This window comes from Streptomyces sp. NPDC057623 (genome assembly GCF_042800355.1).
Taxonomy (GTDB): Bacteria; Actinomycetota; Actinomycetes; order Streptomycetales; family Streptomycetaceae; genus Streptomyces.
The window spans coordinates 1-21,538 of the sequence record NZ_JBHVGZ010000088.1 but is presented as its reverse complement, the minus strand read 5'-3'; the positions used below and the strand labels follow the sequence as shown (position 1 = coordinate 21,538).

Sequence of the window (21,538 nt, the reverse complement as noted above, 5' to 3'; positions counted from 1 at the left end):
GGTCAAGGGGCACAAGCGCCATTGACAGCGGTCGGGTGGGGTCGTACAACTGGGCCGTATGATCGCGACGCAGCTTCCCCTGTCCGGCATCACGGTGGTCAGCCTCGAACAGGCCGTGGCCGCCCCCTACGCCACCCGGCAGCTCGCCGACCTGGGCGCGCGCGTGATCAAGGTGGAGCGGCCCGGGGGCGGGGACTTCGCCCGCCGGTACGACACGACGGTGCACGGCACCTCCAGCTATTTCGTGTGGCTCAACCGGTCCAAGGAATCCCTCACGCTGGACTTCAAGGACCCCGGGGGCCGCGAGATCCTCGACCGCCTGCTCGACGGCGCCGACGTGTTCGTGCAGAACCTGGCGCCGGGCGCGGCCGGCCGCCTCGGCCTGGGTGCCGAGGCACTCGCCGAGCGGTGGCCGCGGCTGATCCCGTGCACGATCTCCGGGTACGGCACCTCCGGGCCGTGGGCCGACCGCAAGGCGTACGACCTCCTGGTGCAGTGCCAGACCGGACTGGTGTCGCTGAACGGCACGCCCGAGGAGACCGCCCGGGTGGGCATCTCCGTCGCCGACATCGCCGCCGGGATGTACGCGTACAGCGGCATCCTCACCTCCCTGTACACCCGCGCCACGACCGGCAGGGCCCACCCGGTGGAGGTGTCCCTGTTCGAGGCACTGGCAGAGTGGATGGGCCAGCCCGCCTACTACACCCGGTACGGCGGCAGCCAGCCCCCGCGTCTGGGCACCCAGCACGCCACCATCGCGCCGTACGGCACCTTCGCGGCCGCCGACGGCAAGGAGGTGCTGTTCTCCATCCAGAACGAGCGTGAGTGGACCGCCCTGTGCGCGGAGTTCCTGGGCCGGCCCGAGCTGACCGACGACCCGCGTTTCGCCACGGGCTCCGCCCGCGTGGCCCACCGCGACGAGCTCAACGCCATCGTCGCCGAGCGCTGTGCCCGCTCAGACGCCGAGGAGATCCTCAAGGACCTGGAGTCCATCGCCATCGCCTGTGCCGGGGTCAACGACGTCGCCGCGTTCCTGGACCACCCGGTCCTGGCCGCGCGCGGCCGCTGGCGGGACGTCGCGGTCCCCGGCGGAGCGATGGTGGAGGCACTGGTCCCGCCTGCCGACCTCGCCGGCCTGTCCGCGCGCATGGACCCGGTACCGGCGGCGGGCGAGCACACCGAGGCGATCCTCGCCGAACTCGGCCTCGGCGGCGAGGAGATGGCGGCCCTGCGCGCCGACGGCGTCATCTGAACGTCCCCCCGAACGCCGCGCCCCCTTCGTGCGTCACAGTGTCGGGCGGCGCCGGCACCGCCCCCACCGGCTCGTCACCGTCCGCTCTGGGGGATCCATGCGTACGACCAGCTCACACATCGTCGGGACACTCACCGCACTGGGCCTGTTCGCCACCGGGTGCGGCGCCGACGCGGCAGGCGCCGACACGTCCGAGCCCGCGCCGGACACCAGGCCGCGCGCACTGAAGGTCGCCAGGGCCTGGGACGGTTCACCGGCCGCCGAGATCTGGCGCAAGGGCTACTTCCCGGTGGCCGACCCGGTGCAACTGCCCGAGGACGCGTTCCACGACGACGCCGACAAAGAGGCGTACGCCAGCCGGAACTTCGTGCTGCGCGGCGACCTGCCCGAGCGCTCGGCGAAGGACGCGCGGGTGACCTGGCGGAGCGGTGACTCGCTCACGCTGCCGCTGATGGGGGCACGGGAGGCGTACGAGCGGCTGGACCGCGGCAGTTCCCCCGCGCCGCACCTCACGGTGACCGGGGCGAAGCTGGGCGAGACGACGCTGGCCACCAGCCGCGGTCCGGCCACCGTCCCGGCCTGGTTGTTCACTCTCGACGGCTACGACACCCCGCTCAAGCGGGTCGCCCTCGCCCCCGCGAAGCCGCCCAGGTCGCCCATCGGACCGGTGAGCCACCTCAGCGAGGGTCTCTTCGAGCTCGACAAGATGGTGGAGGTGGCCGCGGACGGCGGGTCCGTCACGGTGCTGGCCCACCACGGGGCCTGCGACGACGGACCCGCCGTGGACGTGCTGGAGACGGACGGCAGTGTGGTCCTGTCCGGCTACGTCACCGGACAGGAGGAAGGCCCTTGCACGGCCCAACTGCTGGCCAGGAAGGTGACGGTGGAACTGGACCGCCCGCTCGGCGACCGGATCCTGCTGGACGCGTACACGGGCCGGCCGGTGCGGGGCTCGGACTGAGTCACCGCTCCTGGAGGACCTTCACGTCCCAGGGGCCGAGGGGTACTTCGGTGAGGTACTCGACGCCGGACAGCACGTCCCGCAGCGCCTCGGGCACGGGGACACTCACCGGCTCCCACGACCAGTTGTGCAGGAAGCGGACCCGGCGACCGTCGCGGGACGTCGCCGAGGTCGACGTGACGCTCGGATGTGCCCGGTGCCGGGTGGCGGCGGCCGGAGTCGTCCACTGGAGCAGGGTCCGGGCGAAGGCCGGGTTCGGGACGGTGCCGACGTAGGTGATGCGGCCGGCGCCGTGCCGGTGGGTGGTGGCGGCGGGCCAGCGTCCGAAGTGCGGGTGCTCGTACGCCGCCAACTCCTCGGCGCCGCCCAGCGGTCGCAGACCGTCCGCCCAGTGGAGCGCGCGAGCCCCGGGCGGGAGGGCGAGGGCACCCGTGCCGGTCACGGGCAGCGGGGCGTCCAGATTGCTGAACTCGTCGTACGTCACCCCGGCCGCCTCGGCCAGGCGCGCGGGCTGGACGTCGGTTCGGGCGCGCGCCTCGTGGTCGCCGTATGCGGTGCGGGGGCCGAGTACCAGGTGGCCGCCCTGCTCGGCGTATGTCTTCAGCCGGTCCAGGGTGGCGTCGTCGGCGGCGTAGTAGGCGGGGACGACGAGGACCGACGGCAGTTCGGTGTCGGGGAGTTGGCCGGGGTGGAGGATGAGCGACTGGAGGCCGGCGTCGAAGGCGCCCCGGTAGAAGGCGTCGAAGACGGTCTCGTACGACCGGTCGTCCGGGCCGCCGTCGGGCTTGGCCAGCGGTGGCTGCGCCTGGAGCGCCCACTTGCTCGGGCCGTCGTAGAGGAAGGCGACGTCGGCGTCCGGGGTGAGGGACGCCACCAGGTCGCCCGCCTTCTCCAACTCCGCGCCCAGCGCCGCGAGTTCGCGGTAGACCCGACCGGGTCGGCCGTTGTGGGGCAGGATTCCGCCCCAGTAGGTCTCGGCGCCGAAGTGCAGGGTGTGCCAGTGCCAGTACTCGATCATCGAGGCGCCGCGTGAGATGAGCGCCCAGGCGGCCTGGCGGTACTGGCCGTCGTAGGCGGGGCGGTTGTTCCAGGGATAGCTGATGGCCTGCGCGTTCGTCTCGGTGACCAGGAAGGGCTCCTGGCGTGAGGAGTACATGCGGTCGGCGCTGCGGTAGAGCGCCCAGGTGCCGTTGGTCGTCCAGTCCTGGCCGGAGCGGCCCGGGTCGGGCAGCGCGAGGGCGTCCTGCATCGTGTAGTACGGGTTGCCCGCGGTGACGTCGAGCCGCTCGGTCAGCTTGTCGTCCTCGACGGCCTGGCGGTCGTAGGAGATGCAGGTGGTGACGAACTGTTCGGGGCGGGCGTACTCGCGCACGATCTCGGCCTGCCAGGCGATGAACTCGGTGGTGAGCCGGGCCTGGAAGCGCCGCCAGGCCAGGTCGTACTGCGGCTGGACGTTCCCGTCGGGGGTCCACAGGTCGGCCCAGGTGGACAGCCGGTGCGACCAGTAGACCAGGCCCCACTCGCGGTTGAGGGTCTCCACGTCGCCGTACCGCTCGCGCAGGTCGTCGGTGAAGCGCTGGAAGACGCCGTGGTTGTGGAAGAGGTGCAGGCCCGGTTCGTTGTCGACCTGGAAGCCGATCACCGCCGGGTGGCCGGCGTACCGGGCGACGATCTTGCGGATGATCCGCTCGGCGTGGAAGCGGAACGCCGGGTGGGTGAAATCGACCTCCTGCCGGGCGCCCCAGCCGTGGCGCCGGCCGGTGCCGTACTCCCCCGCGATCTCCGGGTACTGCCGGGCCAGCCACGGCGGCACCGCGTACGTCGGTGTCCCGAGGATCACCGAGATGCCCCGCTCGTGGGCGCCGTCCAGCACCGGTTCGAGCCAGTCGAGGTCGAAGCGGCCGCTCGTAGGCTCCCAGGTCGACCAGACCGACTCGCCGACCCGGATCACGGTGAAGCGGGCCTCGGCCATCAGGTCGAGGTCGTCCTTGAGCCGCTCGTGGGGCTGGTACTCGTGGTAGTAGGCGGCGCCGAACAGGACACGGGGTGCGGGCACGAACATCCTTCTCCAATACGATGGTTGAGTGACCGTCAGCCCTTGACCGCGCCCGTCGACAGGCCCTCCAGGAGCTGCTTGCGCAGCAGGACGAACAGGGCGACGGCGGGGACGACGGCGAGGACCGCTCCGGCGAGGACGAGGTCGTACTGCCGCTGCTCCGACACGAACAGGGTCTGGAGGCCGAGCGGCAGGGTGTACTGGGAGCTGTCGGAGACCAGCACCAGCGGCCACAGGAAGCTGTTGTAGCTCTGGAGGAACTGCCAGACGGCGAGCGCGCCGAGCGCGGGCCGCAGCAGGGGCAGCACGATGGTCCGGAAGATGCCGAACTCGCTCGCCCCGTCGATGCGGGCGGCCTCCAGCACGGAGTCCGGGATGGACTGCACGATGTACTGCTGCATCATGAAGATCCCGAACGCGGGCGCCACCCACGGCACGATCAGCGCGAACCACGGGCTGCCCAGCCCGCTCTTGACGAGAACGACGAACAACGGCACGAGAATCACCGCGAACGGGATGGACAGCGAGCTGAACATCACGCCGAACAGCAGGTTCTTCCCGGCGAAGCGGAACTTGGCGAAGCCGTAGCCGGCCAGGGCGCAGACGAAGACGGACACGAGGGTGGCGGTCAGGGCGACGACCGTGCTCATCAGGAACCAGCGCCAGAACGGCTGTCCGGAGAACAGGCGCTGGTAGTTGTCCAGGGTGAACGGGTCGGGGAGCAGCCGGGGCGGGTAGCCGAAGATGTCGCCGCGCGGTTTGAACGAGCCGCTCAGCGCCCACAGGAGCGGGGCGAGGAAGGCCAGCGCCAGCAGGGCGAGTACGCCGTACAGCGGCACACGGGTGCGCGTCACGAAGCCCTCCCGATGCCGAGGAGACGGTTGACGAGCTGACTCAGCCCGAAGACGAGGACGAAGAGCACCACGGCCGCGGCGGCCGCGTAGCCGAACTGCTGGCGCTGGAAGGCGGCGCGGTAGATGAACATCGTGACCGAGAGGGTGGATTCGGCCGGTCCGCCGCCCGTCAGCAGGTACGGCTCCTCGAAGATCTGGGCCGCGCCGATGAAGGACGTCACGACGACGAAGGCGGTCACCGGTTTCAGGGCGGGCAGGGTGACGTTGGTGAAGGTGCGCAGGCGTCCCGCGCCGTCGAGGGCGGCGGACTCGTACAACTCCCTTGGCACGTTCTGCAGTCCGGCGAGGAAGAAGACGGTGAGGTAGCCGGTCCAGCGCCACAGCATCACCAGGGCGATGCTCACCTTGGCCAGGCTCGGATCGCCCAGCCAGTCCACGCCGCCGGTGCCGAACAGGGCGCGCAGCACCGAGTTCGCGAGGCCGAACTGCCGGTCGAAGACCAGGCCGAAGATGAGTGCGACAAGGATCGGGGAGACGACGACCGGAACGAAGTAGGCCGTGCGCCACAGGTCGCGGACGCGCAGTCCTCGGGTGTTGAGTGCCTGGGCGATCAGCAGGGCGAGGGGCACGACGACAAGGACGGCGACGAGGACGAAGACGGCCGTGTTGCCGAGGGCGCGGTGGAAGCTGATGTCGGTGGCGAGGAGCCGGTAGTTGCGCAGGCCCACCCAGTGCGGGGTGCCGAGGCCGACCCATTCGGTGAGGCTCAGCCAGAGCGAGACGGCGACGGGGACCAGCATGAACAGGACGTAGAGGAGATAGAAGGGCGAGATGAAGAGGTAGGGCGCCCAGGACCGCTTGGGGCGGCGGGTGGGGTTCGTGTCGCCCGCGCGGTCGCGGTCACGGGCCGAACGGTTCGGGCCGGCCAGGGCGGTGGTCATGGTGGGGCCTCCTATCGGCCGGCCTGGTCGTGGAAGTCGGCCGCTGTCTGTTTCAGGGCCTGACGTGGGCTCAGATCGCCGTGGTAGGCGCGCAGGAGGTTGCCGGCGAGCACGTCGTAGAGGATCGACTGGTCGGGACTCTGGTGGAACGGGGGCACCTGGGGCAGCAGGTCCCGGTAGAGGGGGAAGAGGCGCTGGCCGCCGCAGAAGTCGTCCCGTGCGGCGCTCAGGCGGGGGTCGTCGTAGACCGAGCGGCGGGTGGGCAGATAGCCGGTCTCGGTGAAGCGGCGGACCTGGCCTTCCCGAGTGAGCCAGGTGGTGAAGAGGAAGTCCCTGGCCGCCCGCGTGTTGGCCTTGTCCTTGATGACGCCGAAACCGGTACCGCCGACGGCGGCCGTGACCGCGCCGCCCCGTGCGAACCGGGGCAGTGCCTTGACCCGCCATCTCCCCTTCTGCTCGGGCACGTTGGGCACCAGGCCGTAGTTCTTGTACCAGATGGCCATGGGCAGTCCGATGACCCGGCCCCGCTTCAGGGCGGCCTGCATCGCGGCGCCGTAGTAGTCGGAGACGTCGATGACGAAGCCGCTGCGCAGCCCGGCGCACAGGAAGCGCAGGACCTCCTCGGCCTCCGGTGAGTCGAGGACGAGGTTCTGGCCGGCGTCGAAGAAGGCGCCGCCGCGCTGGTAGAGCAGCATCTGGAAGGACTGCACGACCTGGCCGGCGTCGCTGCCCGCGGTGGAGACGACGCACATCGACGCGCCGTGGTCCCGGTGCACGCGGGCGCCGAGCTCGGCGAACTCCTCCCAGGTGGCCGTGGAACCGTGCAGGTCGTACCGGTCGAAGAGGTCGTCGCGGTAGAAGTAGACGACCATCGGAGTGTCCGAGTCGAGGGCGTAGACCCGGCCGTCCTCGCTGAAGGGGGCCGTACGGGCGGGCAGCAGGTCGTCCTTCAGGCCGGGTACGGCGGCGATGTCGTCGGTGAGGTCGTACAGCAGCCGTTCGGCGATGTCGCCGCGCAGCATGCGCGGGAAGCTGCCGATCTCGAAGCCCACCAGATCGGGTGTGCCGCGCCCGGCGACGGCCTGGGCGAGGAGTTTGGTGACCACGTCGGGGGCTCCGGCGCGGGTGACCTTCAGGTGGTAGCGGAAGTCGGTGAGCCGGTCGGCCTCCGGGATGCCCTTCTCGAAGAAGGCTTCGTAGCCGGGGTCGTGGGTCCACAGGGCGAGGGTGACGTCGCCGGAGGTGAGAGCGGTCGTGCTGCCGCCTCCGCAGGCGGACAGTGCGGCGGCGGTGCCCATGCCCAGGGCGCCGTGCAGCAGGGCGCGGCGGTTCGGGCGTGCTGGTGGGTACACACGTGACTCCTCACGTGGTGCGGGTGGGGTCGGTGGCGGGGCCGGGGTGCGGTCAGCGGGGAGACGCCGAGTGGGGGGCGGGTCCCGTGGAGGCCCGTACGGTCAACTCGACGGCCGGTTCGGTGGGTTCGGCCGGTGCGGGACGGCCCTCGATCAGGGCGGTCAGCTGGTCCACGGCGCGGTCGGCGACGGCGGTGAAGTTCTGCCGGACGGTGGTCAGGGGCGGGGCGAGGTAGGCCGCGGCGGGGATGTCGTCGTAGCCGATGACGCTGACGTCGCCGGGGATGCGGCGGCCCGCCTCGGTGAAGGCGTGCAGGGCGCCGATCGCCATGTCGTCGTTGGCGGCGAACACGGCGGTGACGTCGGCCAGCCGGGACAGCCGTCGTCCGGCCGTGTATCCGGCGGCCGGGCTCCAGTCGCCCTCGGTGGCGAGGGGCGGTTCGGGGGCTCCGGCGGCGGCGAGCGCCTCGCGCCAGCCGCGCAGGCGGTCCCGGGCGGCCCACCAGTTCTGGGGGCCGGGGATGTGCCAGACGGTGCGGTGGCCGAGGGCGAGCAGGTGCTCGGTGGCGATGCGGGCGGCCGCCACCCCGTCGGCGCCTACGACGGCACCCACGCCCTCGGTGATGTCGACGCCCTCACCGAGACTGACGACCGGTACGTCCGCGCCGAGTCTGAGCGGGGTGCCGTCGTCGATGGGTTCGGACAGCACGATCCCGTCGACGCCCTGCTCCAGCAGCGCCTCGACGGCCACGGACACTCTCTGTCCCTCCAGGGTGCTGGCCAGGGCGAACGAGTAGCCCGCCCGCTGCATCGCCCGCTCCAGCGCGATGAGCAGCGTCGACGGACCGTACAGGGCGGAGCCCAGCGAGACGACGCCGATCCGCCGGTAGCGGCCGAGGAGCAGGGCGCGCGCCGCGTTGTTCGGGCGGTAGTCCAGCTCCCGGATGGCCCGCAGGACGCGGTCGCGTACCTCCGGGCTGACATGCGGCTCGGCGTTGACGACCCGCGACACCGTCTTCTGGGAGACACCCGCGGCACGGGCGACCTCGGTCATCCCGGGCCCGCGGCGGCGCCGCGCGAACCCGCCGGGGGTGCCTTCGGACGGGGTCGTCGTCATGAGGGGCTCCCGGAGCGGTGGTGTGCGCGCGGCTCTTGACTACGTAGTCAGTCGCAGCGACAGGCGTGCGGCCGTTGACATGACTACGTAGTCACGCCAGTGTGGGGAGCCTTCGGCGGCCCGTCAATGGTTCGTGCGTCAACGAGTTCGGAGAATCGTCCTCGCCGCTGTGAGGGCCTGGTCCGCGTAGCCGCGGCCGAAGAGGACGGCGTGCACCAGAAGCGGGAAGAGCTGGTGCAGGGCGACGCGGTCGGCCCAGCCGTCGGCCAGCGGGGCCGTCTGCTGGTAGCCGTCCAGGACGCGGTCCAGGTGGGGGCAGCCGAAGAGGTGGAGCATGGCCAGGTCGGTCTCGCGGTGGCCGCCGTGCGCGGCGGGGTCGATCAGCCAGGTGTGCCCGTCGGCGCCCCACAGGACGTTGCCGTTCCACAGGTCGCCGTGCAGCCGGGCGGGCTGCTCGGCCGGGCCCGCCAGTTCGGGGAGGCGTTCGCAGACCTGCTCGAACTCGGTCGCCTCCGCGCCGCGGACGGTGCCGTCGTCGACCGCGCGGCGCACATACGGCAGCACCCGGTGCTCGGCGTACCAGCGGGGCCAGTCGGGACCGGTGACGTTGCGCATCGGGGCGAGCCCGATGTACGCGTCCTCGGGTCCGCCGGGCGGTGGCGCGCCGAACGCGGGCGCGCCGGCGGTGTGCAGTGCGGCCAGCTCGCGGCCGAAGCGCTCCGCCGCGTCGGCACCGGGCCGGCCCGTCGCCACCCGGTCCGTGACCAGCCACCGTTCGTCGTGGCCGTGCACGGCGGGGATCCGGACGGCACGGGCCTCGGCCAGCCAGCGCAGTCCGGCCGCCTCGGCCTGCGCGGCGCGGTGGCCTTCGCCGCGTTTGACCATGACCACAGGTCCGCCGTCGAGCGTGACTTCGGCGAGCGTCGCGGAGAGCCGGCGCCGGCCGGTCGCCGGCAGGCCGGTGAATCGAGCGGCCGTGGCACCCGGGTCTTCGGAGCTGTTCTGCACGGCGCTCAGGGTACGGGGCCCGCGGCCGGGCCGAAGCGATCCGGTCAGCTGCCGGCGGCCGCCTTCGTGATCGCCTCGCGGATCCGGGAGTACGTGCCGCAGCGGCAGACGTTCTCGATCCGGTCGATGTCGGCGTCCGTCGGCCGGGGCGTCTTCTTCAGGAGGGCGGCCGTGGCCATGATCTGGCCCGGCTGGCAGAAGCCGCACTGGGCGACGTCGCAGTCGAGCCAGGCCTGCTGCACCGGATGGAGCCGGTCGCCGTCGGCCAGGCCCTCGATGGTGGTGACCTCGCGCCCGGCGCAGTCGGCGACCGGGACGACGCAGGGCTGGATCTCGTCTCCGTCGAGATGGCTGGTGCAGGCCCGGCAGGCGCCCACGCCGCAGCCGTACTTGGGGCCGGTGACGTTCAGCAGGTCGCGCAGCACCCACAGCAGGGGCATGTCGGCGGGCGCCTCGACGGTGACCCGCTTCCCGTTGAGGGTGAAGGAGTAGGAGGGCATCGGTACCTTCTCTTCGGGTGGCTCAGAAGTTCAGCGGGAAGCGGCGCGGCTTGGTGCCGGTCGCCCGGGCGTAGGCGTTGGCGACGGCGCCGGCCGCGGCCGGGACGCCGAGTTCACCGGCTCCGCCCGGATCGCGCCGCGAGGGCAGGATGTGCGCCTCGAAGTGCTGCGGGGCGTGCCGCTGGCGGGCGTAGTGGAAGTCGGCGAAGCTGCTCTCGCGGACGGCGCCCCGGTCGATGTGCAGGCCGGCGCGCAGGATCGTGGAGATCCCGTCGACGGCGGTGCCCATGAGCTGGGCCTCCAGTCCGCGCGGGTTGACGGCGGTTCCGACGTCGGCGGCCATCACCACCTTGGTCACCCGCGGGTTCTTCGGATCGACGGCGTCGATCTCGACCAGACAGGCCACGCTGGAGTCGTACTCCTCATGGACGGCGACGCCCTGGGCGTGCCCCGGTGGCATGGTCCGGCCCCAGTTCCCGGCGCTCGCGACCTTGTCCAGTACGGCCTTGACGGTCTTGCCGCGCAGTGTCGTACGGCGGAAGGCGACCGGGTCCTTTCCGAGGCTGCGGGCGATCTCGTCGACGACGATCTCCTCGGCGGTGCGCACCGTGCCGGAGTCGACCGAACGCCAGGCGCCGAGGGGGATCGCCAGGCCGACCGAGCCCGAGTCACCGGAGATGCGCCCGAAGTTGTAGAGGCCGCTGTCGCTGGGGAGCGGGGCCGCCGCGGGGGCGCGTACGGCGGACCGGACGCCGCCCTGGGTGGACAGCCCCTGCTTCTCGGAGGATTCGCTGACCGAGGCCGTCGCGTGAGCGAAGGCGACCACCCGGCCCCGGTCGTGGCTGGCCCGGATGTGGTGCTGGGACGCCGGGCGCATCCTGCCGTGCCGGATGTCGTCGGACCGGCTCCACATGAGCTTGACCGGTCGGCGCGCCTTCTTGGAGATCAGGGCCGCCTCGATCGCGGCGTCGTAGTTCAGGCGCCGCCCGAACGAGCCTCCGCCGCGCATCACATGGACCCGCACCTTCGACGCCGGCAGGCCGATCGCCGAGGCGATGTCGTCGCGCGCGGACGTCGGGGTCTGGGAGGAGAACCAGATCTCGGCCCGCCCGGTGCGCACGTCCGCCACGGCGGTGAGCACCTCCATGGGCGCGTGGCTGACGAAGGCGAACTCGAACTCGGCCTCGGTCTGTGCCGATCCGCGCGGCGGCGTCCCCAGCTTCGGGACGGCGGCGCGCAGCCGGGAGCGGATCTCGGAGTCGGAGAGGTTCGCCAGGGGACCGGGTGCCCACTTGATCCGCAGGGCGTCCCGGGCCTGGAAGGCGTGGTGGAAGGTCTCCGCGACCACGGCGACACCGCCGTCGATCCGCACGACCGCGTGGACCCCGGGCAGGGCGCGGGCGGCCCGGGAGTCGAGCGAGACGACCTTCCCGCCGATCGTCGGCGGCCGGGCCACGACCGTCGGCCCGGCCCCGGCGACCGTGAGGTCTCCGGTGTACCTCGCCTTGCCGGTGATGATGTCGCGGGCGTCGATCCGGGTCGTGGGCCGGCCGATCACCCGGTGCTGGGAGGCGGGCTTGGGCTTGGTCGACACCGTGGGACGCGTGATCCGGGCGGCGCTCCTGGTCAGCGATCCGAAGGTGGCCGTGCGCCCGTCCGGTGCGAAGACCCGGGTGCCCCGGGTGCGCAGGGTTCGCGCGGGGACGTGCCAGCGGCGGGCGGCCGCCGTCACCAGCTTGGCGCGGGCGGTGGCGGCCAGTTGCCGGGCGGGTCCGTACAGCGAGCTGACCGAGCTGGAACCGCCGGTGAACTGGTTGCCCTCGTCGCGGGCGTCGGCGAGCGGGATGTCGACGTCGGCGAGCCGAGCGTCCAGTTCCTCGGCGATCATCATGGCGACGGCGGTGGTGACGCCCTGGCCGACCTCGACGCGCGGCAGCCGCACGATGACCCTGTTGGCCGGGGTGACCTCCAGGACCAGCATCTCGGAGTCGGCGCCGGTGACCAGGACGTCGGACGGCCGGCGGTCACCGGCCGCGGTTTCCTCGGCGCCCTGAGCGGTCGCGCCGTCGCAGCCGAGGGGCGCCGCGACGGTCAGGGTGGTCGCCGCGAGCGAGTAGACCACGAACTGTCGACGGGACAAGTGACGGGCCAACAGGCGCTCCTCTCCGCGAACCCGGGTTGGTTCGACCTGTATGAGGGGCCTACGCACGCCAGGGTTGCGCCAGTTGGCCGCCGCATCGGTTTACGGCGCGGACCGCCAGAGGTCGGTGCCCCAGTCCAGCTGCTGTACGAGTGCGTCGTCGCCCGGCCGTTGCGCACCCCCGCCTCGGGGGCCCGGGCCGGGGCCGGGGCCCGACGGAGTGCGGGTGCCTCGGGAGATGTTGCCGCTGACGGTGATGTTGTGTTCCACGCGAGGGCGGCGGAGCCTCTCGTAGAGGGCGAGCGCCGTCTCCGTGTCCGGCGCGTCCCGCAGGGACTTGGCGAGGACGACGGCGTCCTCCAGCGCCATGGAGGCGCCCTGCCCGGTGGCCGGGGACGCCGCGTGGGCCGCGTCGCCGATGATCAGGGTCCGGCCGGAGCGCCAGGGCGTCCCGGTGGGCAGTTCGGTGGCGTTGGTGACCATGAGGCGGTCGGGGGTGGCCGCCACGAGGTCCGCGGCCGGGGTGGAGTCCTTGCGCAGCAAGGGCAGCAGCAGGTCGTGCCATCGGGCGGGGGTGCCCTCGGCGAGGGCGTCGGCGGCCAAGGGGCCGTCGGTGACGCGCGCGAACCAGTACGCCTCCCCCTCCGGCGACACCGCGTACCCGAAGGCGACGGAGCTGCCGCGCACCATGGTGATGGTCTCGGGGCGGCCCACCGCGGGCGCGTCTCCGGTGTAGCCGTAGAAGACGTACTGCCCGGCATAGCCCGGCCGTGTGTCGGGGGAGACGAGCCGGCGGACCGTGGAGTTCAGGCCGTCGGCGCCGATGAGCAGATCGCCGGTGGCGGTGGTGCCGTCGGCGAAGTGGGCGGTGACGGCGTCCGGGCCGTCCTCGATCGACACCAGGCGCGCGCCGTGCCGGATGCCGATGCCCCGGCGTGTGACCTCGCTCTGGAGGGCGGTGTTGAGTTCGCCGCGCCGCAGGCACCGGTACCGCAGGTGGGGCGTGCCGGCCTCGCCGAGGGGTACCTGGGCCGTCTCGGCGCCCGTGTCGTCCAGGACCCGCATCGAGGTCAGCGGGAAGCCGGTCGCCGTGACCGCGGCGGAGGCGTCCAGCTGTGCCAGGGCGCGCATGCCGTTGCTCGCCAGGGTCAGGAAGGCGCCGATGTCCTCGGCGGAGTCGGGGTGCGCCTCGTACACGGTGACGTCGAATCCGGCCTTGTGCAGCGCGAGAGCCGCGCCGGTGCCGGCGATCCCGCCGCCCATGACGATCAACCGCGTCACGTCGCCCCCCTGGTACGTGTGCGGCCCCCGTGAGCAGCGGCCGTCCCTCGTGGAACGCCCCGGGCCCGGTGCGGGTTCCCGAGCGGGCCGTCGATCGTTGTACAGCCCGGACCGACGAACTCCGGAACGGTGCAACCATTCCGCCGACCCGAATGTCTTGCCTAATATCAGACACACCACCCTTCTAGGGGATGAAATGGGACGAAACAAAACCGCATGGGCGACCACAGCCGCGCTCATGGCCGCCACGTTGGGCGTGGCGGCGGTCCCGGCCGCGGCCACCACGACCACCACCACGACGACCGCGCAGACCACGGCCTGCCCGACCGGCTGGGGCAGCGTGGCCGAGACCCGCTCCGCCGCCACGACGGAGTCGCTGACCAACGTCAGGACCGGCCGGCACGCCTGCTTCGACCGCATGGTCGTCGACGTTCCCGGCGCGGGCACCAGCGGCCTCGGCTATTCCGTCAGGTACGTCAGCCGCCTCTACCAGGACGGGTCGGGCAACCACGTCCCCGTGGGCGGCGGGGCCGTCCTGGAGGTACGGGTGGCCGCCCCCGCCTACGACCCCGACACCGGGCAGCCCACGTATCCCGTGCGGGCCGGTGAGCGTCTGAAGGGCGTGAACCTCACGGGTTACCGCACCTTCCGGGACGCGCGGTTCGTCGGCAGCTTCGAAGGGGACACGCAGATCGGCCTCGGCGTCCGGGCGCGGCTGCCGTTCCGGGTGTGGGTGGCGACCGACCGGATCGTGGTCGACGTGGCGCACAACTGGACCGGGGCGCGCTGAGGCGAAGGCCCGCAGGGTACTTGGGCGATCAGGGCTCCGGGGTGATCAGCGCATCCCGGCCCTGATACTCGCGCAGCTTCCGGTAGAGGGTGGCACGGGCGATCCCCAACGCCGTCGCGGCGCGCGCCTTGTTGCCGCCGTGGCGGCGCAGTGCCTCCAGGATGGCGGCCCGTTCGGCGAGTTCCATCGGGCTGAGGTTGCGTCCCGCGGGTCCCTCGCGGACGGGATCCGGCAATGCGCTGCGCCGCACCGGCCCGCCGGCCCGCCGTTGACTCGCCACCGCCCGTACGAGGTGCGCGAGTTCGGTGACGTTTCCGGGCCAGGGATGCTGCTCCAGCGCCCGCAGGGCGTCCAGCGTCCAGGTCAGCGGCGGGCTGCCGGGGACCGGCCCGGGTGCGAGGGCGAGGAGCAACTCGCGGATGTCCTCGGGGCGTTCCCGCAGCGCGGGGAGGGTCACCGAGCGGGCGGCGAGGGTGTCGAGGAGACGCTGGAGACAGGGGCCTGGCGGGGTTCCCGGCGTGTAGGTGACGACGAGGAACGCTTCCGGGCGCTCGTCCAGGAGGGAGTTGAGGGCGGCGACGTCGGGCTGGGCCAGCCGTTCGGCGTGGCGCAGCAGCAGGGGGCGGTCGCCGGCCCACGCGTGGTCCCTGAGGCCGAGTTCGGGTGATTCGGCGGCGTCCACCACCGAGGGGGCCCTGCCGTCGAGGAGTTCGAGGGCGAGCGTGGTCTTGCCCGTTCCCCGCTCGCCCACGACGAGCAGGGGCCCCGGGGTCCGGGCCGACGCCGTCGCCCGCGCGACCGCGTGCCGCCACGGCACCGAGCCTCCCACCAGCGTGCTCGCCGGACGCGGCAGTGTCGGCACCGCCTGCACAGGGTGCGGTTCGAGCACGGCGACCAGACCTGCGGGGCGCCCCTCATGCCGTACCGGAGTGATCTCGACGCCGCATCCGGCGTCGTCGGGAAGCGAGATGCCGTACGACTGACCGCTCCCCTTTTCGCTCCCGTCCCCGCTCCTCTCCCCGCTCCCCCACGCCCGCGCGCTGCGCTCCAGCGCCTCCAGCACCTGTGGCGAGGCAAGGTGTGCCGCCGCCTCGCTGACCAGGCGGTTGCGGCCGTCCAGCGCGACGACGGCCCGCTCGCGGACCCGCGCGGCCCGCTCATAGGCGTCGAGCAGAGCCCGTTCCGCGGTACGCGCGCGTGCCCGCAGTTCCGCCTCCACGGCCGTGGCGGCCGCCTCGGCGAGGGCGGCGCCGGGGTGCGGGCGGCAGCCGGGGCACAGGCCGGAGGCGATCGTCACCGTGCCGAGGACCTCCCCCGTTTCCGGGGCGAGCAGCGGCACGCTGACCGCGGAGACGTCCTGCCACACGTCGAGGAAGTGCTCGGGGCCGTGCACCTCCGCCCGGCGCCGGGTGCGCAGGGCGAGCGCGGCGCTGTTGTGACCGACCTCCCGCTCGGACAGGTCGCGGAGCGTGTCGTCGCCGGGCGCGCTGCCGGCCGACCACAGCACCCGCGGCCGCTCGTCGGTGAGCACGAGGGCCGACCGTCCGGTGTCGAGGGCCGGGGCGATACGGGTGAGCACCGGACGAGCCGCCTCCAGCAGGGGCGAGTCGACGGGGTGCGCCGACTCGCGCACCGGGCCGTCGAGATCGGGCCGTACGCCGAAGAACCGGGCGCGCCGCCATGCCGCTACGACGTCCTCCGGAACGCCGTCCGGGAGCGGGCGTCCCGTCAGAAACCGTTCGCGGGCATGGCGGAGGGGGGCGAGGGCAGGAGGGTGTTCGGCGGTGGTCATGGCACTGTTCACCGTATCGGGGGCAGCACGCACGCGGCGACGCCGGACTGTCTCGTATTGAGACACCCACGGCGGACGGCACAGCTCCATGATCTTGAAGGGTGGGAGTCCGTACGCGTCTCCTGTCTCTCCTCCTGCCTCGTCTCCTGGAGCGTTCTGTCGTGCACACCGTTGTCGAGACCGACGTACTGATCGTGGGCAGCGGCCCGGCGGGCGCGTCGGCCGCGCTCGCGCTGAGCACCTATGGCGTGCGCAACATGGTCGTCACCCGGTACGCGAGCCTCGCCGACACGCCCCGCGCGCACATCACCAACCAGCGGACCATGGAGGTGCTGCGCGATCTCGGCGTCGAGGACGAGGTGATCGCCAAGGCGACGCCCCAGCACCTGATGGGCAACACGACCTTCTGCACCAGCCTGGCCGGCGAGGAGCTCGGCCGGGTGCGGTCCTGGGGCAACGACCCGCTCGTGCAGGCGGCGCACGAACTGGCCAGCCCGACCCGCATGTGCGACATGCCGCAGCACCTGATGGAGCCGGTGCTGGTGAACGCGGCGATCGCCCGCGGCACCGACCTCCGCTTCAGCACGGTCTACAAGTCCTTCGTCCAGGACGGGGCCGGTGTCACGGTCACCGTCGAGGACCGGCTGCGCGGCGACGAGTACACCGTCCGCGCCAAGTACCTGATCGGCGCCGACGGCGGCCGCTCCCAGGTCGCCGCGGACGCCGGGCTGCCGATGGGCGGTCAGATGGGCGTCGCGGGCAGCATCAACATCGTCTTCGACGCGGACCTGAGCAGGTACACCGCGCACCGCCCCTCCACCCTCTACTGGGTCCTCGCGCCCGGCGCCACCGTCGGCGGTATCGGCGCGGGTCTGGTGCGCTGCGTACGGCCCTGGAACGAGTGGATGATCGTGTGGGGCTACGACGTGAGCGCGGGCGCCCCCGACCTCACCGAGGAGTACGCGCTGTCCGTCGTGCGGCAGTTGGTCGGCGACGACGAGATACCGGTGACCGTCAGGTCGTCCTCGGCGTGGACGGTCAACGAGATGTACGCGCAGACGTACGCCAATGGCCGGGTCTTGTGCGCCGGTGACGCCGTGCACCGCCACCCGCCGTCCAACGGGCTCGGCTCCAACACCTCGATCCAGGACTCCTACAACCTGGCCTGGAAGCTGAAGCTCGTCCTCGACGGCGTCGCCTCGCCCGGTCTCCTGGACACCTACACCGAGGAGCGCGCGCCGGTCGGCCGGCAGATCGTGACCCGAGCCAACCAGTCCATCGCCGAGACCGCCCCGGTCTTCGCGGCGCTCGACGGGCTCTCGCCGCAGACGCCCGAGCAGCTGTGGGCCAACATCGCCGCCCGCAAGGACGCCACCGAGGCGGCGGCCAAGCAGCGGGCCACGCTGCGCGAGGCGATCGCCTTCAAGGTGTACGAGTTCAACGCGCACGGCGTCGACCTCAACCAGCGCTACGCCTCCGCCGCGGTCGTCCCCGACGGCACGCCCGCCCCCGGCTCCACCCGCGACCCCGAGCTGCACCATCAGCCCACCTCCCGCCCCGGCGCCAAGCTCCCGCACGCGTGGATCACCTCCGGCACCCGGACCCTGTCCACCCTCGACACCGTCGGCAAGGGCCGCTTCACGCTGCTCACCGGCATCGGCGGCGAGGCGTGGACGCGGGCCGCGGCGGCGCAGCCCGTCGACATCGCCACGGTCGTCGTCGGGCCGGGCCAGGAGTACGAGGACCCGTACGGCGACTGGGCCGGCCTGAGCGAGATCTCCGACGCGGGCGCCCTCCTCGTCCGCCCTGACGGGTATGTGGCGTTCCGGCACGCCGACGCGCCCGGGGACGCCGAACGGTTGCTCACGGACGCGCTGCGGCGGATTCTCGGGCACGGTTGAGATGGACGCCCGCAAGCAGGGGAAGGACCGGGGAGCCGGGAAGTGCCAGGAGCCGGGGAAGGAGCCGACATGACCGGCGACACGCCAGACAGGGTCACCGACAAGGTCGTCGCCAGTCTGCGGGGGACGGCGGACCCGCGGCTGCGGGAGCTGCTGACCGGACTCGTCCGGCATCTGCACGCCTTCGCGCGGGAGTCGCGGCTGACGCAGGAGGAGTGGGAGCGCGCGATCGGGTTCCTGACGGCGACCGGACAGACGTGCACGGACACCCGGCAGGAGTTCATCCTGCTGTCGGACGTCCTGGGCCTGTCGATGCTCGTCGAGTCGATCAACGACCGGCACGGCCCCGGCGCCACCGAGTCGACGGTCCTCGGCCCCTTCCACATGACCGAGTCGCCGGTGCGCGAGCTCGGCGCGAACATCGACCTGGTGGGCGACGGCGAACCGTGCGTGGTGAGCGGGCGGGTGCTGTCCCGGGACGGCGGCCCGCTGCCCGGCGCGGTCGTCGACGTGTGGCAGGCCGACGGCAACGGCTTCTACGACGTGCAGCGGCCGGACGTGCAGCCGCCGGGCAACGGGCGCGGCCTGTTCACCGCGGACGACGAGGGGCGGTTCTGGTTCCGTACGTGCGTGCCGAGCCCGTATCCGATCCCGACGGACGGGCCGGTCGGCGGGCTGCTGGAGGCCACCGGGCGGCATCCCTACCGGCCCGCGCACATCCACTTCATCGCCTCGGCCGAGGGGCACACCCCGGTCACCACGCACATCTTCGTCGAGGGCAGTGCGTACCTGGACTCGGACGCGGTGTTCGCGGTCAAGCCGGGCCTCGTCACCGGCTTCACCCCGGTCGACGACCCGTCGGCGGCGCGGGAGTTCGACGTGCCGAACCCGTTCCGGCACGCCCGCTTCGACCTCGTACTGGAGCGGTCGTGAGCGACGTCCTCGACTTCTCCTACGAGGCCCGGCCCGTGCGGGTCGTCTTCCGGCCCGGCGCCGCGGTGTCCGCGACGCCGGGCGAGGTCGGGCGGCTCGGGCTGCGACGGGTGCTGGTGGTGTGCGGGGAGCGGGGCGCGGACACCGCGCGGGCGGTCGCCGACGCGCTCGGCCCGGCCTGCGCCGGGGTGCACGACCGGGCCCGGATGCACGTCCCCGTCGAGGTCGCCGACGCGGCCGTGCGGGCGGCTCGCGCGGCGGGCGCCGACGGGTGCGTGGCGGTCGGCGGGGGCTCGTCGATCGGGCTGGGCAAGGCGATCGCCCTGCGCACCGGTCTGCCGCTGGTCGCCGTGCCCTCCACCTACTCCGGCTCGGAGATGACCCCGGTCTGGGGCCTGACCGAGCACGGCGTCAAGCGGACCGGCCGCGACCCGAAGGTGCTGCCCCGCAGCGTGGTCTACGACCCCGAGCTCACCCTGTCCCTGCCCGTGCCGCTCTCCGTGACCAGTGGCGTCAACGCCGTCGCGCACGCCGTGGAGGCCCTGTACGCCCCCGACACCTCGCCGCTCGTGGCACTGATGGCCGAGGAGGGCGTACGGGCGATGGCGCGGGCGCTGCCGGCGGTGGCCGAGGAGCCGGCGTCGCTCGATGCCCGCGGGCGTGCCCTGTACGGGGCCTGGCTGTGCGGGGCCTGTCTGGGCGCCACGACCATGGGCCTGCACCACAAGCTGTGCCACGTCCTGGGCGGCACGTTCGGACTGCCGCACGCCGAGACGCACACGGTGGTGCTGCCGTACGCCCTGGCCTACAACGCGCCCGCGGCCCCGCAGGCGACGGACGCCGTGGCGCGCGCCCTCGACGCGGCCGACGCGCCCACCGCCCTGTGGGAACTCGCCGGACGTCTCGGCGCGCCCCGCTCCCTCGCCGAACTGGGCCTCGCCGAAACCGACTTGGCGACGGCCGCCGCGCAGACCGCGGGCCAGGCGGCCTACGCCAACCCCCGCCCGGTCACGGCCGACGGCGTGCTCGCCCTGCTGCGGGCGGCGTACGCGGGCCTGCCGCCGAAGACCACCCAGCCGTAAACCCCCTCTTCCTTCCTCCACGCTCCCCCTCCCCCACCCCGAAGAAAGGTGATGGTCATGCCCCTCGGACTGCTCAGGAGTCGACGCTCCCGGGGGGTGCCCGTCGCCGGATTTCCCGTGCCGTCCGGTGCCGGCGGTGTGGCCCGCGAGGTCGTGGATCCGGTGGGACTGCCGATGTGGGGCGCCGAGGTGACGGTGACGGCACTGGACTCGCACGAGGTCGTGGTGCGGGGCACCACGGATCCGTACGGGCTGTTCCGCGCGGCGCTTCCGCCGGGCCGCTACGGCCTGCGGATCACAGCCGAGGGCCTGACCCCGCACCAGGAGACCGTGGACGTCATCGGCGGCACGACGCTCCCCACGGCGCGGGTCCAGCTGATGTCGGGACGCCAGCTGGATCTGCCGGCCCCGGGCACCTGGTTGTTCGACCCGCCGCACACGGCGATCCGGTTCATCGCCAAGCACGTCGGCATGGCCCACGTCCACGGCCGCTTCGAGCGCTTCACCGGTGGGATACGCGTCGAACAGGACATGGCTGCCTCCCGGGTGTCGGTGCGCATCGAGGCCGCGAGCATCACCACGGGCAACAACACGCGGGACAACCACCTGCGTTCCGGGGACTTCCTGGATGTCGAGCGCTACCCGTACATCGACTTCACCAGCACGCGGTTCGCCTACCGCGGCGGAACCAAGTGGACGCTCCACGGCTCCCTGACCATGCACGGGATCAGCCGCTCGGTCGAGCTGGACACCACCTATCTGGGCTCCGTCAACGGCGGTTACGGCGAGGAGCTGCGGTGCGCGGCGCTGGCCAAGGCGGAGCTGCACCGGGAGGACTACACGCTGAACTGGCGCAGCATGCTGGCGCGCGGCATCGCGGTGGTCGGGCCGACGGTCCAGCTGGAGCTCGACGTCCAGGCGATGTACCGCACGCACGACACCCCGACGCCTCCGGAGTAGGCGGCCATGGCCCGGAGGTACCTCACGCCCCGGTTACGAATCGCTCAACCTCTGGTTGCGAGGCGATGATCGGGTGACTATGGGGACATGACACTGGCCCAGCGCGCCATGGAGCAACTGGAAGTCTGGCCCGACCTCAGTTCGGGCCCGGCCGGTTGCGGCGCAGGGCGGGCACTGCGCTCCGTCCACAGCGAGATCGTGCACTTCCACTCGGACCGGGACGTGGACCTGCACCTGACGGCGGGTGTCATCCGGCGGTTCCACGACGATCTCCGGGAGTCGACCGCGATCCGGCTGGTCCCCGGCTCGGACTGGGTGACCGTGCACCTCGACTGCGACACGGATGTCGATCTGCTGATGAGCCTGGTCAGCGCCGCGCTCAAGGCCCATCACAGCCGCCCCTCCCCTGCCGGCCGCACGGCAGGGGACCAGTGCAACTTCCGTCGCGTCACGGTGCTGCCCCGCGGCTAGGGGTGTTGCGAAAGTCCCGTGCGGTGCCCGCGGTGTCCGGTGCGTGCCCTCGGCGTGCCGGGCGAAGGCCCTCGTACTGGACGTACTTGGGCCTTTGGCCGGTGCGGCGAGGGTGCGTGCCGGGCGCCGTGGGTGCTGTGCGGGACT

General features: G+C 72.6%; 18 protein-coding genes. 8 read left to right on the top strand and 10 right to left on the bottom strand.

Annotated features, from left to right (window positions below):
* Positions 1-58 precede the first annotated feature (58 nt).
* Both ACFU95_RS44890 and ACFU95_RS44885 read left to right on the top strand, forming a co-directional pair.
* Entirely contained in the window at positions 59-1,252 is a 1,194-nt protein-coding gene (locus ACFU95_RS44890) for a CaiB/BaiF CoA transferase family protein (RefSeq protein WP_383841559.1), read from the top strand.
* A gap of 97 nt (positions 1,253-1,349) precedes the next feature.
* Positions 1,350-2,213, top strand: a complete 864-nt coding sequence (locus tag ACFU95_RS44885) for a hypothetical protein (protein WP_383841556.1) — start codon at positions 1,350-1,352, stop codon at positions 2,211-2,213.
* 1 nt (position 2,214) lies between these two features.
* Here ACFU95_RS44885 and ACFU95_RS44880 read toward each other — a convergent pair whose 3' ends face one another.
* The 9 genes from ACFU95_RS44880 to ACFU95_RS44840 form a co-directional block, all read right to left on the bottom strand.
* Complete coding sequence (locus ACFU95_RS44880; protein WP_383841553.1) at positions 2,215-4,275, bottom strand: beta-galactosidase; 2,061 nt, start codon at positions 4,273-4,275, stop codon at positions 2,215-2,217.
* A 29-nt stretch (positions 4,276-4,304) separates the two neighbouring features.
* A complete protein-coding gene (locus tag ACFU95_RS44875) occupies positions 4,305-5,123 on the bottom strand; it encodes a carbohydrate ABC transporter permease (protein WP_383841550.1) in 819 nt (272 codons plus the stop codon).
* Positions 5,120-6,064, bottom strand: a complete 945-nt coding sequence (locus ACFU95_RS44870; protein WP_383841547.1) for a carbohydrate ABC transporter permease — start codon at positions 6,062-6,064, stop codon at positions 5,120-5,122. The genes ACFU95_RS44875 and ACFU95_RS44870 overlap by 4 nt, the downstream gene beginning before the upstream one ends.
* An 11-nt stretch (positions 6,065-6,075) precedes the next feature.
* The gene (locus ACFU95_RS44865; protein ID WP_383841544.1) at positions 6,076-7,416 is read right to left on the bottom strand and encodes an ABC transporter substrate-binding protein; all 1,341 of its coding nucleotides are present in this window, start codon (positions 7,414-7,416) and stop codon (positions 6,076-6,078) included.
* 52 nt (positions 7,417-7,468) lie between these two features.
* Complete coding sequence (locus ACFU95_RS44860) at positions 7,469-8,533, bottom strand: LacI family DNA-binding transcriptional regulator (RefSeq protein WP_383841541.1); 1,065 nt, start codon at positions 8,531-8,533, stop codon at positions 7,469-7,471.
* A gap of 138 nt (positions 8,534-8,671) precedes the next feature.
* Complete coding sequence (locus tag ACFU95_RS44855; RefSeq protein ID WP_383841538.1) at positions 8,672-9,541, bottom strand: fructosamine kinase family protein; 870 nt, start codon at positions 9,539-9,541, stop codon at positions 8,672-8,674.
* A gap of 44 nt (positions 9,542-9,585) precedes the next feature.
* Positions 9,586-10,041 carry a (2Fe-2S)-binding protein gene (locus ACFU95_RS44850; RefSeq protein WP_383841535.1) on the bottom strand — a complete coding sequence of 152 codons (456 nt, stop codon included), beginning with the start codon at positions 10,039-10,041 and terminating at the stop codon, positions 9,586-9,588.
* A 22-nt stretch (positions 10,042-10,063) separates the two neighbouring features.
* Positions 10,064-12,163, bottom strand: coding sequence for a molybdopterin cofactor-binding domain-containing protein (locus tag ACFU95_RS44845; protein WP_383841619.1), 2,100 nt, complete (start codon positions 12,161-12,163; stop codon positions 10,064-10,066).
* A 120-nt stretch (positions 12,164-12,283) separates the two neighbouring features.
* Positions 12,284-13,462 (bottom strand): FAD-dependent monooxygenase, encoded by a 1,179-nt coding sequence (locus tag ACFU95_RS44840; RefSeq protein WP_383841532.1) that lies wholly within the window; start codon positions 13,460-13,462, stop codon positions 12,284-12,286.
* A 196-nt stretch (positions 13,463-13,658) separates the two neighbouring features.
* Between ACFU95_RS44840 and ACFU95_RS44835 the strand changes: the two genes are divergently transcribed.
* Positions 13,659-14,252, top strand: a complete 594-nt coding sequence (locus ACFU95_RS44835) for a hypothetical protein (RefSeq protein WP_383841529.1) — start codon at positions 13,659-13,661, stop codon at positions 14,250-14,252.
* A gap of 28 nt (positions 14,253-14,280) precedes the next feature.
* Here ACFU95_RS44835 and ACFU95_RS44830 read toward each other — a convergent pair whose 3' ends face one another.
* Positions 14,281-16,044, bottom strand: coding sequence for a helix-turn-helix domain-containing protein (locus tag ACFU95_RS44830; protein WP_383841526.1), 1,764 nt, complete (start codon positions 16,042-16,044; stop codon positions 14,281-14,283).
* A 161-nt stretch (positions 16,045-16,205) separates the two neighbouring features.
* Here ACFU95_RS44830 and ACFU95_RS44825 point away from each other — a divergent pair, with 161 nt between their 5' ends.
* The 5 genes from ACFU95_RS44825 (at position 16,206) to ACFU95_RS44805 (ending at position 21,391) form a co-directional block, all read left to right on the top strand.
* A complete protein-coding gene (locus tag ACFU95_RS44825; protein ID WP_383841523.1) occupies positions 16,206-17,945 on the top strand; it encodes an FAD-dependent oxidoreductase in 1,740 nt (579 codons plus the stop codon).
* Between the two features lie 69 nt (positions 17,946-18,014).
* The gene (locus ACFU95_RS44820) at positions 18,015-18,878 is read left to right on the top strand and encodes an intradiol ring-cleavage dioxygenase (protein WP_383841520.1); all 864 of its coding nucleotides are present in this window, start codon (positions 18,015-18,017) and stop codon (positions 18,876-18,878) included.
* A complete protein-coding gene (locus ACFU95_RS44815) occupies positions 18,875-19,960 on the top strand; it encodes a maleylacetate reductase (RefSeq protein ID WP_383841517.1) in 1,086 nt (361 codons plus the stop codon). Before ACFU95_RS44820 ends, ACFU95_RS44815 begins: the two co-directional genes overlap by 4 nt.
* Positions 19,961-20,017: 57 nt before the next feature.
* Complete coding sequence (locus ACFU95_RS44810) at positions 20,018-20,920, top strand: YceI family protein (protein WP_383841514.1); 903 nt, start codon at positions 20,018-20,020, stop codon at positions 20,918-20,920.
* 87 nt (positions 20,921-21,007) lie between these two features.
* On the top strand, positions 21,008-21,391 hold the full coding sequence (locus tag ACFU95_RS44805; protein ID WP_383841511.1) for a luciferase family protein: 384 nt from the start codon (positions 21,008-21,010) through the stop codon (positions 21,389-21,391).
* The last annotated feature ends 147 nt before the right edge of the window (positions 21,392-21,538 follow it).

Coding starts and splice junctions, on each gene's coding strand:
- ACFU95_RS44890 (WP_383841559.1), top strand. CDS start 59: ATGATCGCGACGCAGCTTCCCCTGTCCGGCATCACGGTGGTCAGCCTC.
- ACFU95_RS44885 (WP_383841556.1), top strand. CDS start 1,350: ATGCGTACGACCAGCTCACACATCGTCGGGACACTCACCGCACTGGGC.
- ACFU95_RS44880 (WP_383841553.1), bottom strand. CDS start 4,275: ATGTTCGTGCCCGCACCCCGTGTCCTGTTCGGCGCCGCCTACTACCAC.
- ACFU95_RS44870 (WP_383841547.1), bottom strand. CDS start 6,064: ATGACCACCGCCCTGGCCGGCCCGAACCGTTCGGCCCGTGACCGCGAC.
- ACFU95_RS44860 (WP_383841541.1), bottom strand. CDS start 8,533: ATGACGACGACCCCGTCCGAAGGCACCCCCGGCGGGTTCGCGCGGCGC.
- ACFU95_RS44850 (WP_383841535.1), bottom strand. CDS start 10,041: ATGCCCTCCTACTCCTTCACCCTCAACGGGAAGCGGGTCACCGTCGAG.
- ACFU95_RS44835 (WP_383841529.1), top strand. CDS start 13,659: ATGGGACGAAACAAAACCGCATGGGCGACCACAGCCGCGCTCATGGCC.
- ACFU95_RS44830 (WP_383841526.1), bottom strand. CDS start 16,044: ATGACCACCGCCGAACACCCTCCTGCCCTCGCCCCCCTCCGCCATGCC.
- ACFU95_RS44820 (WP_383841520.1), top strand. CDS start 18,015: ATGACCGGCGACACGCCAGACAGGGTCACCGACAAGGTCGTCGCCAGT.
- ACFU95_RS44810 (WP_383841514.1), top strand. CDS start 20,018: ATGCCCCTCGGACTGCTCAGGAGTCGACGCTCCCGGGGGGTGCCCGTC.
- ACFU95_RS44805 (WP_383841511.1), top strand. CDS start 21,008: ATGACACTGGCCCAGCGCGCCATGGAGCAACTGGAAGTCTGGCCCGAC.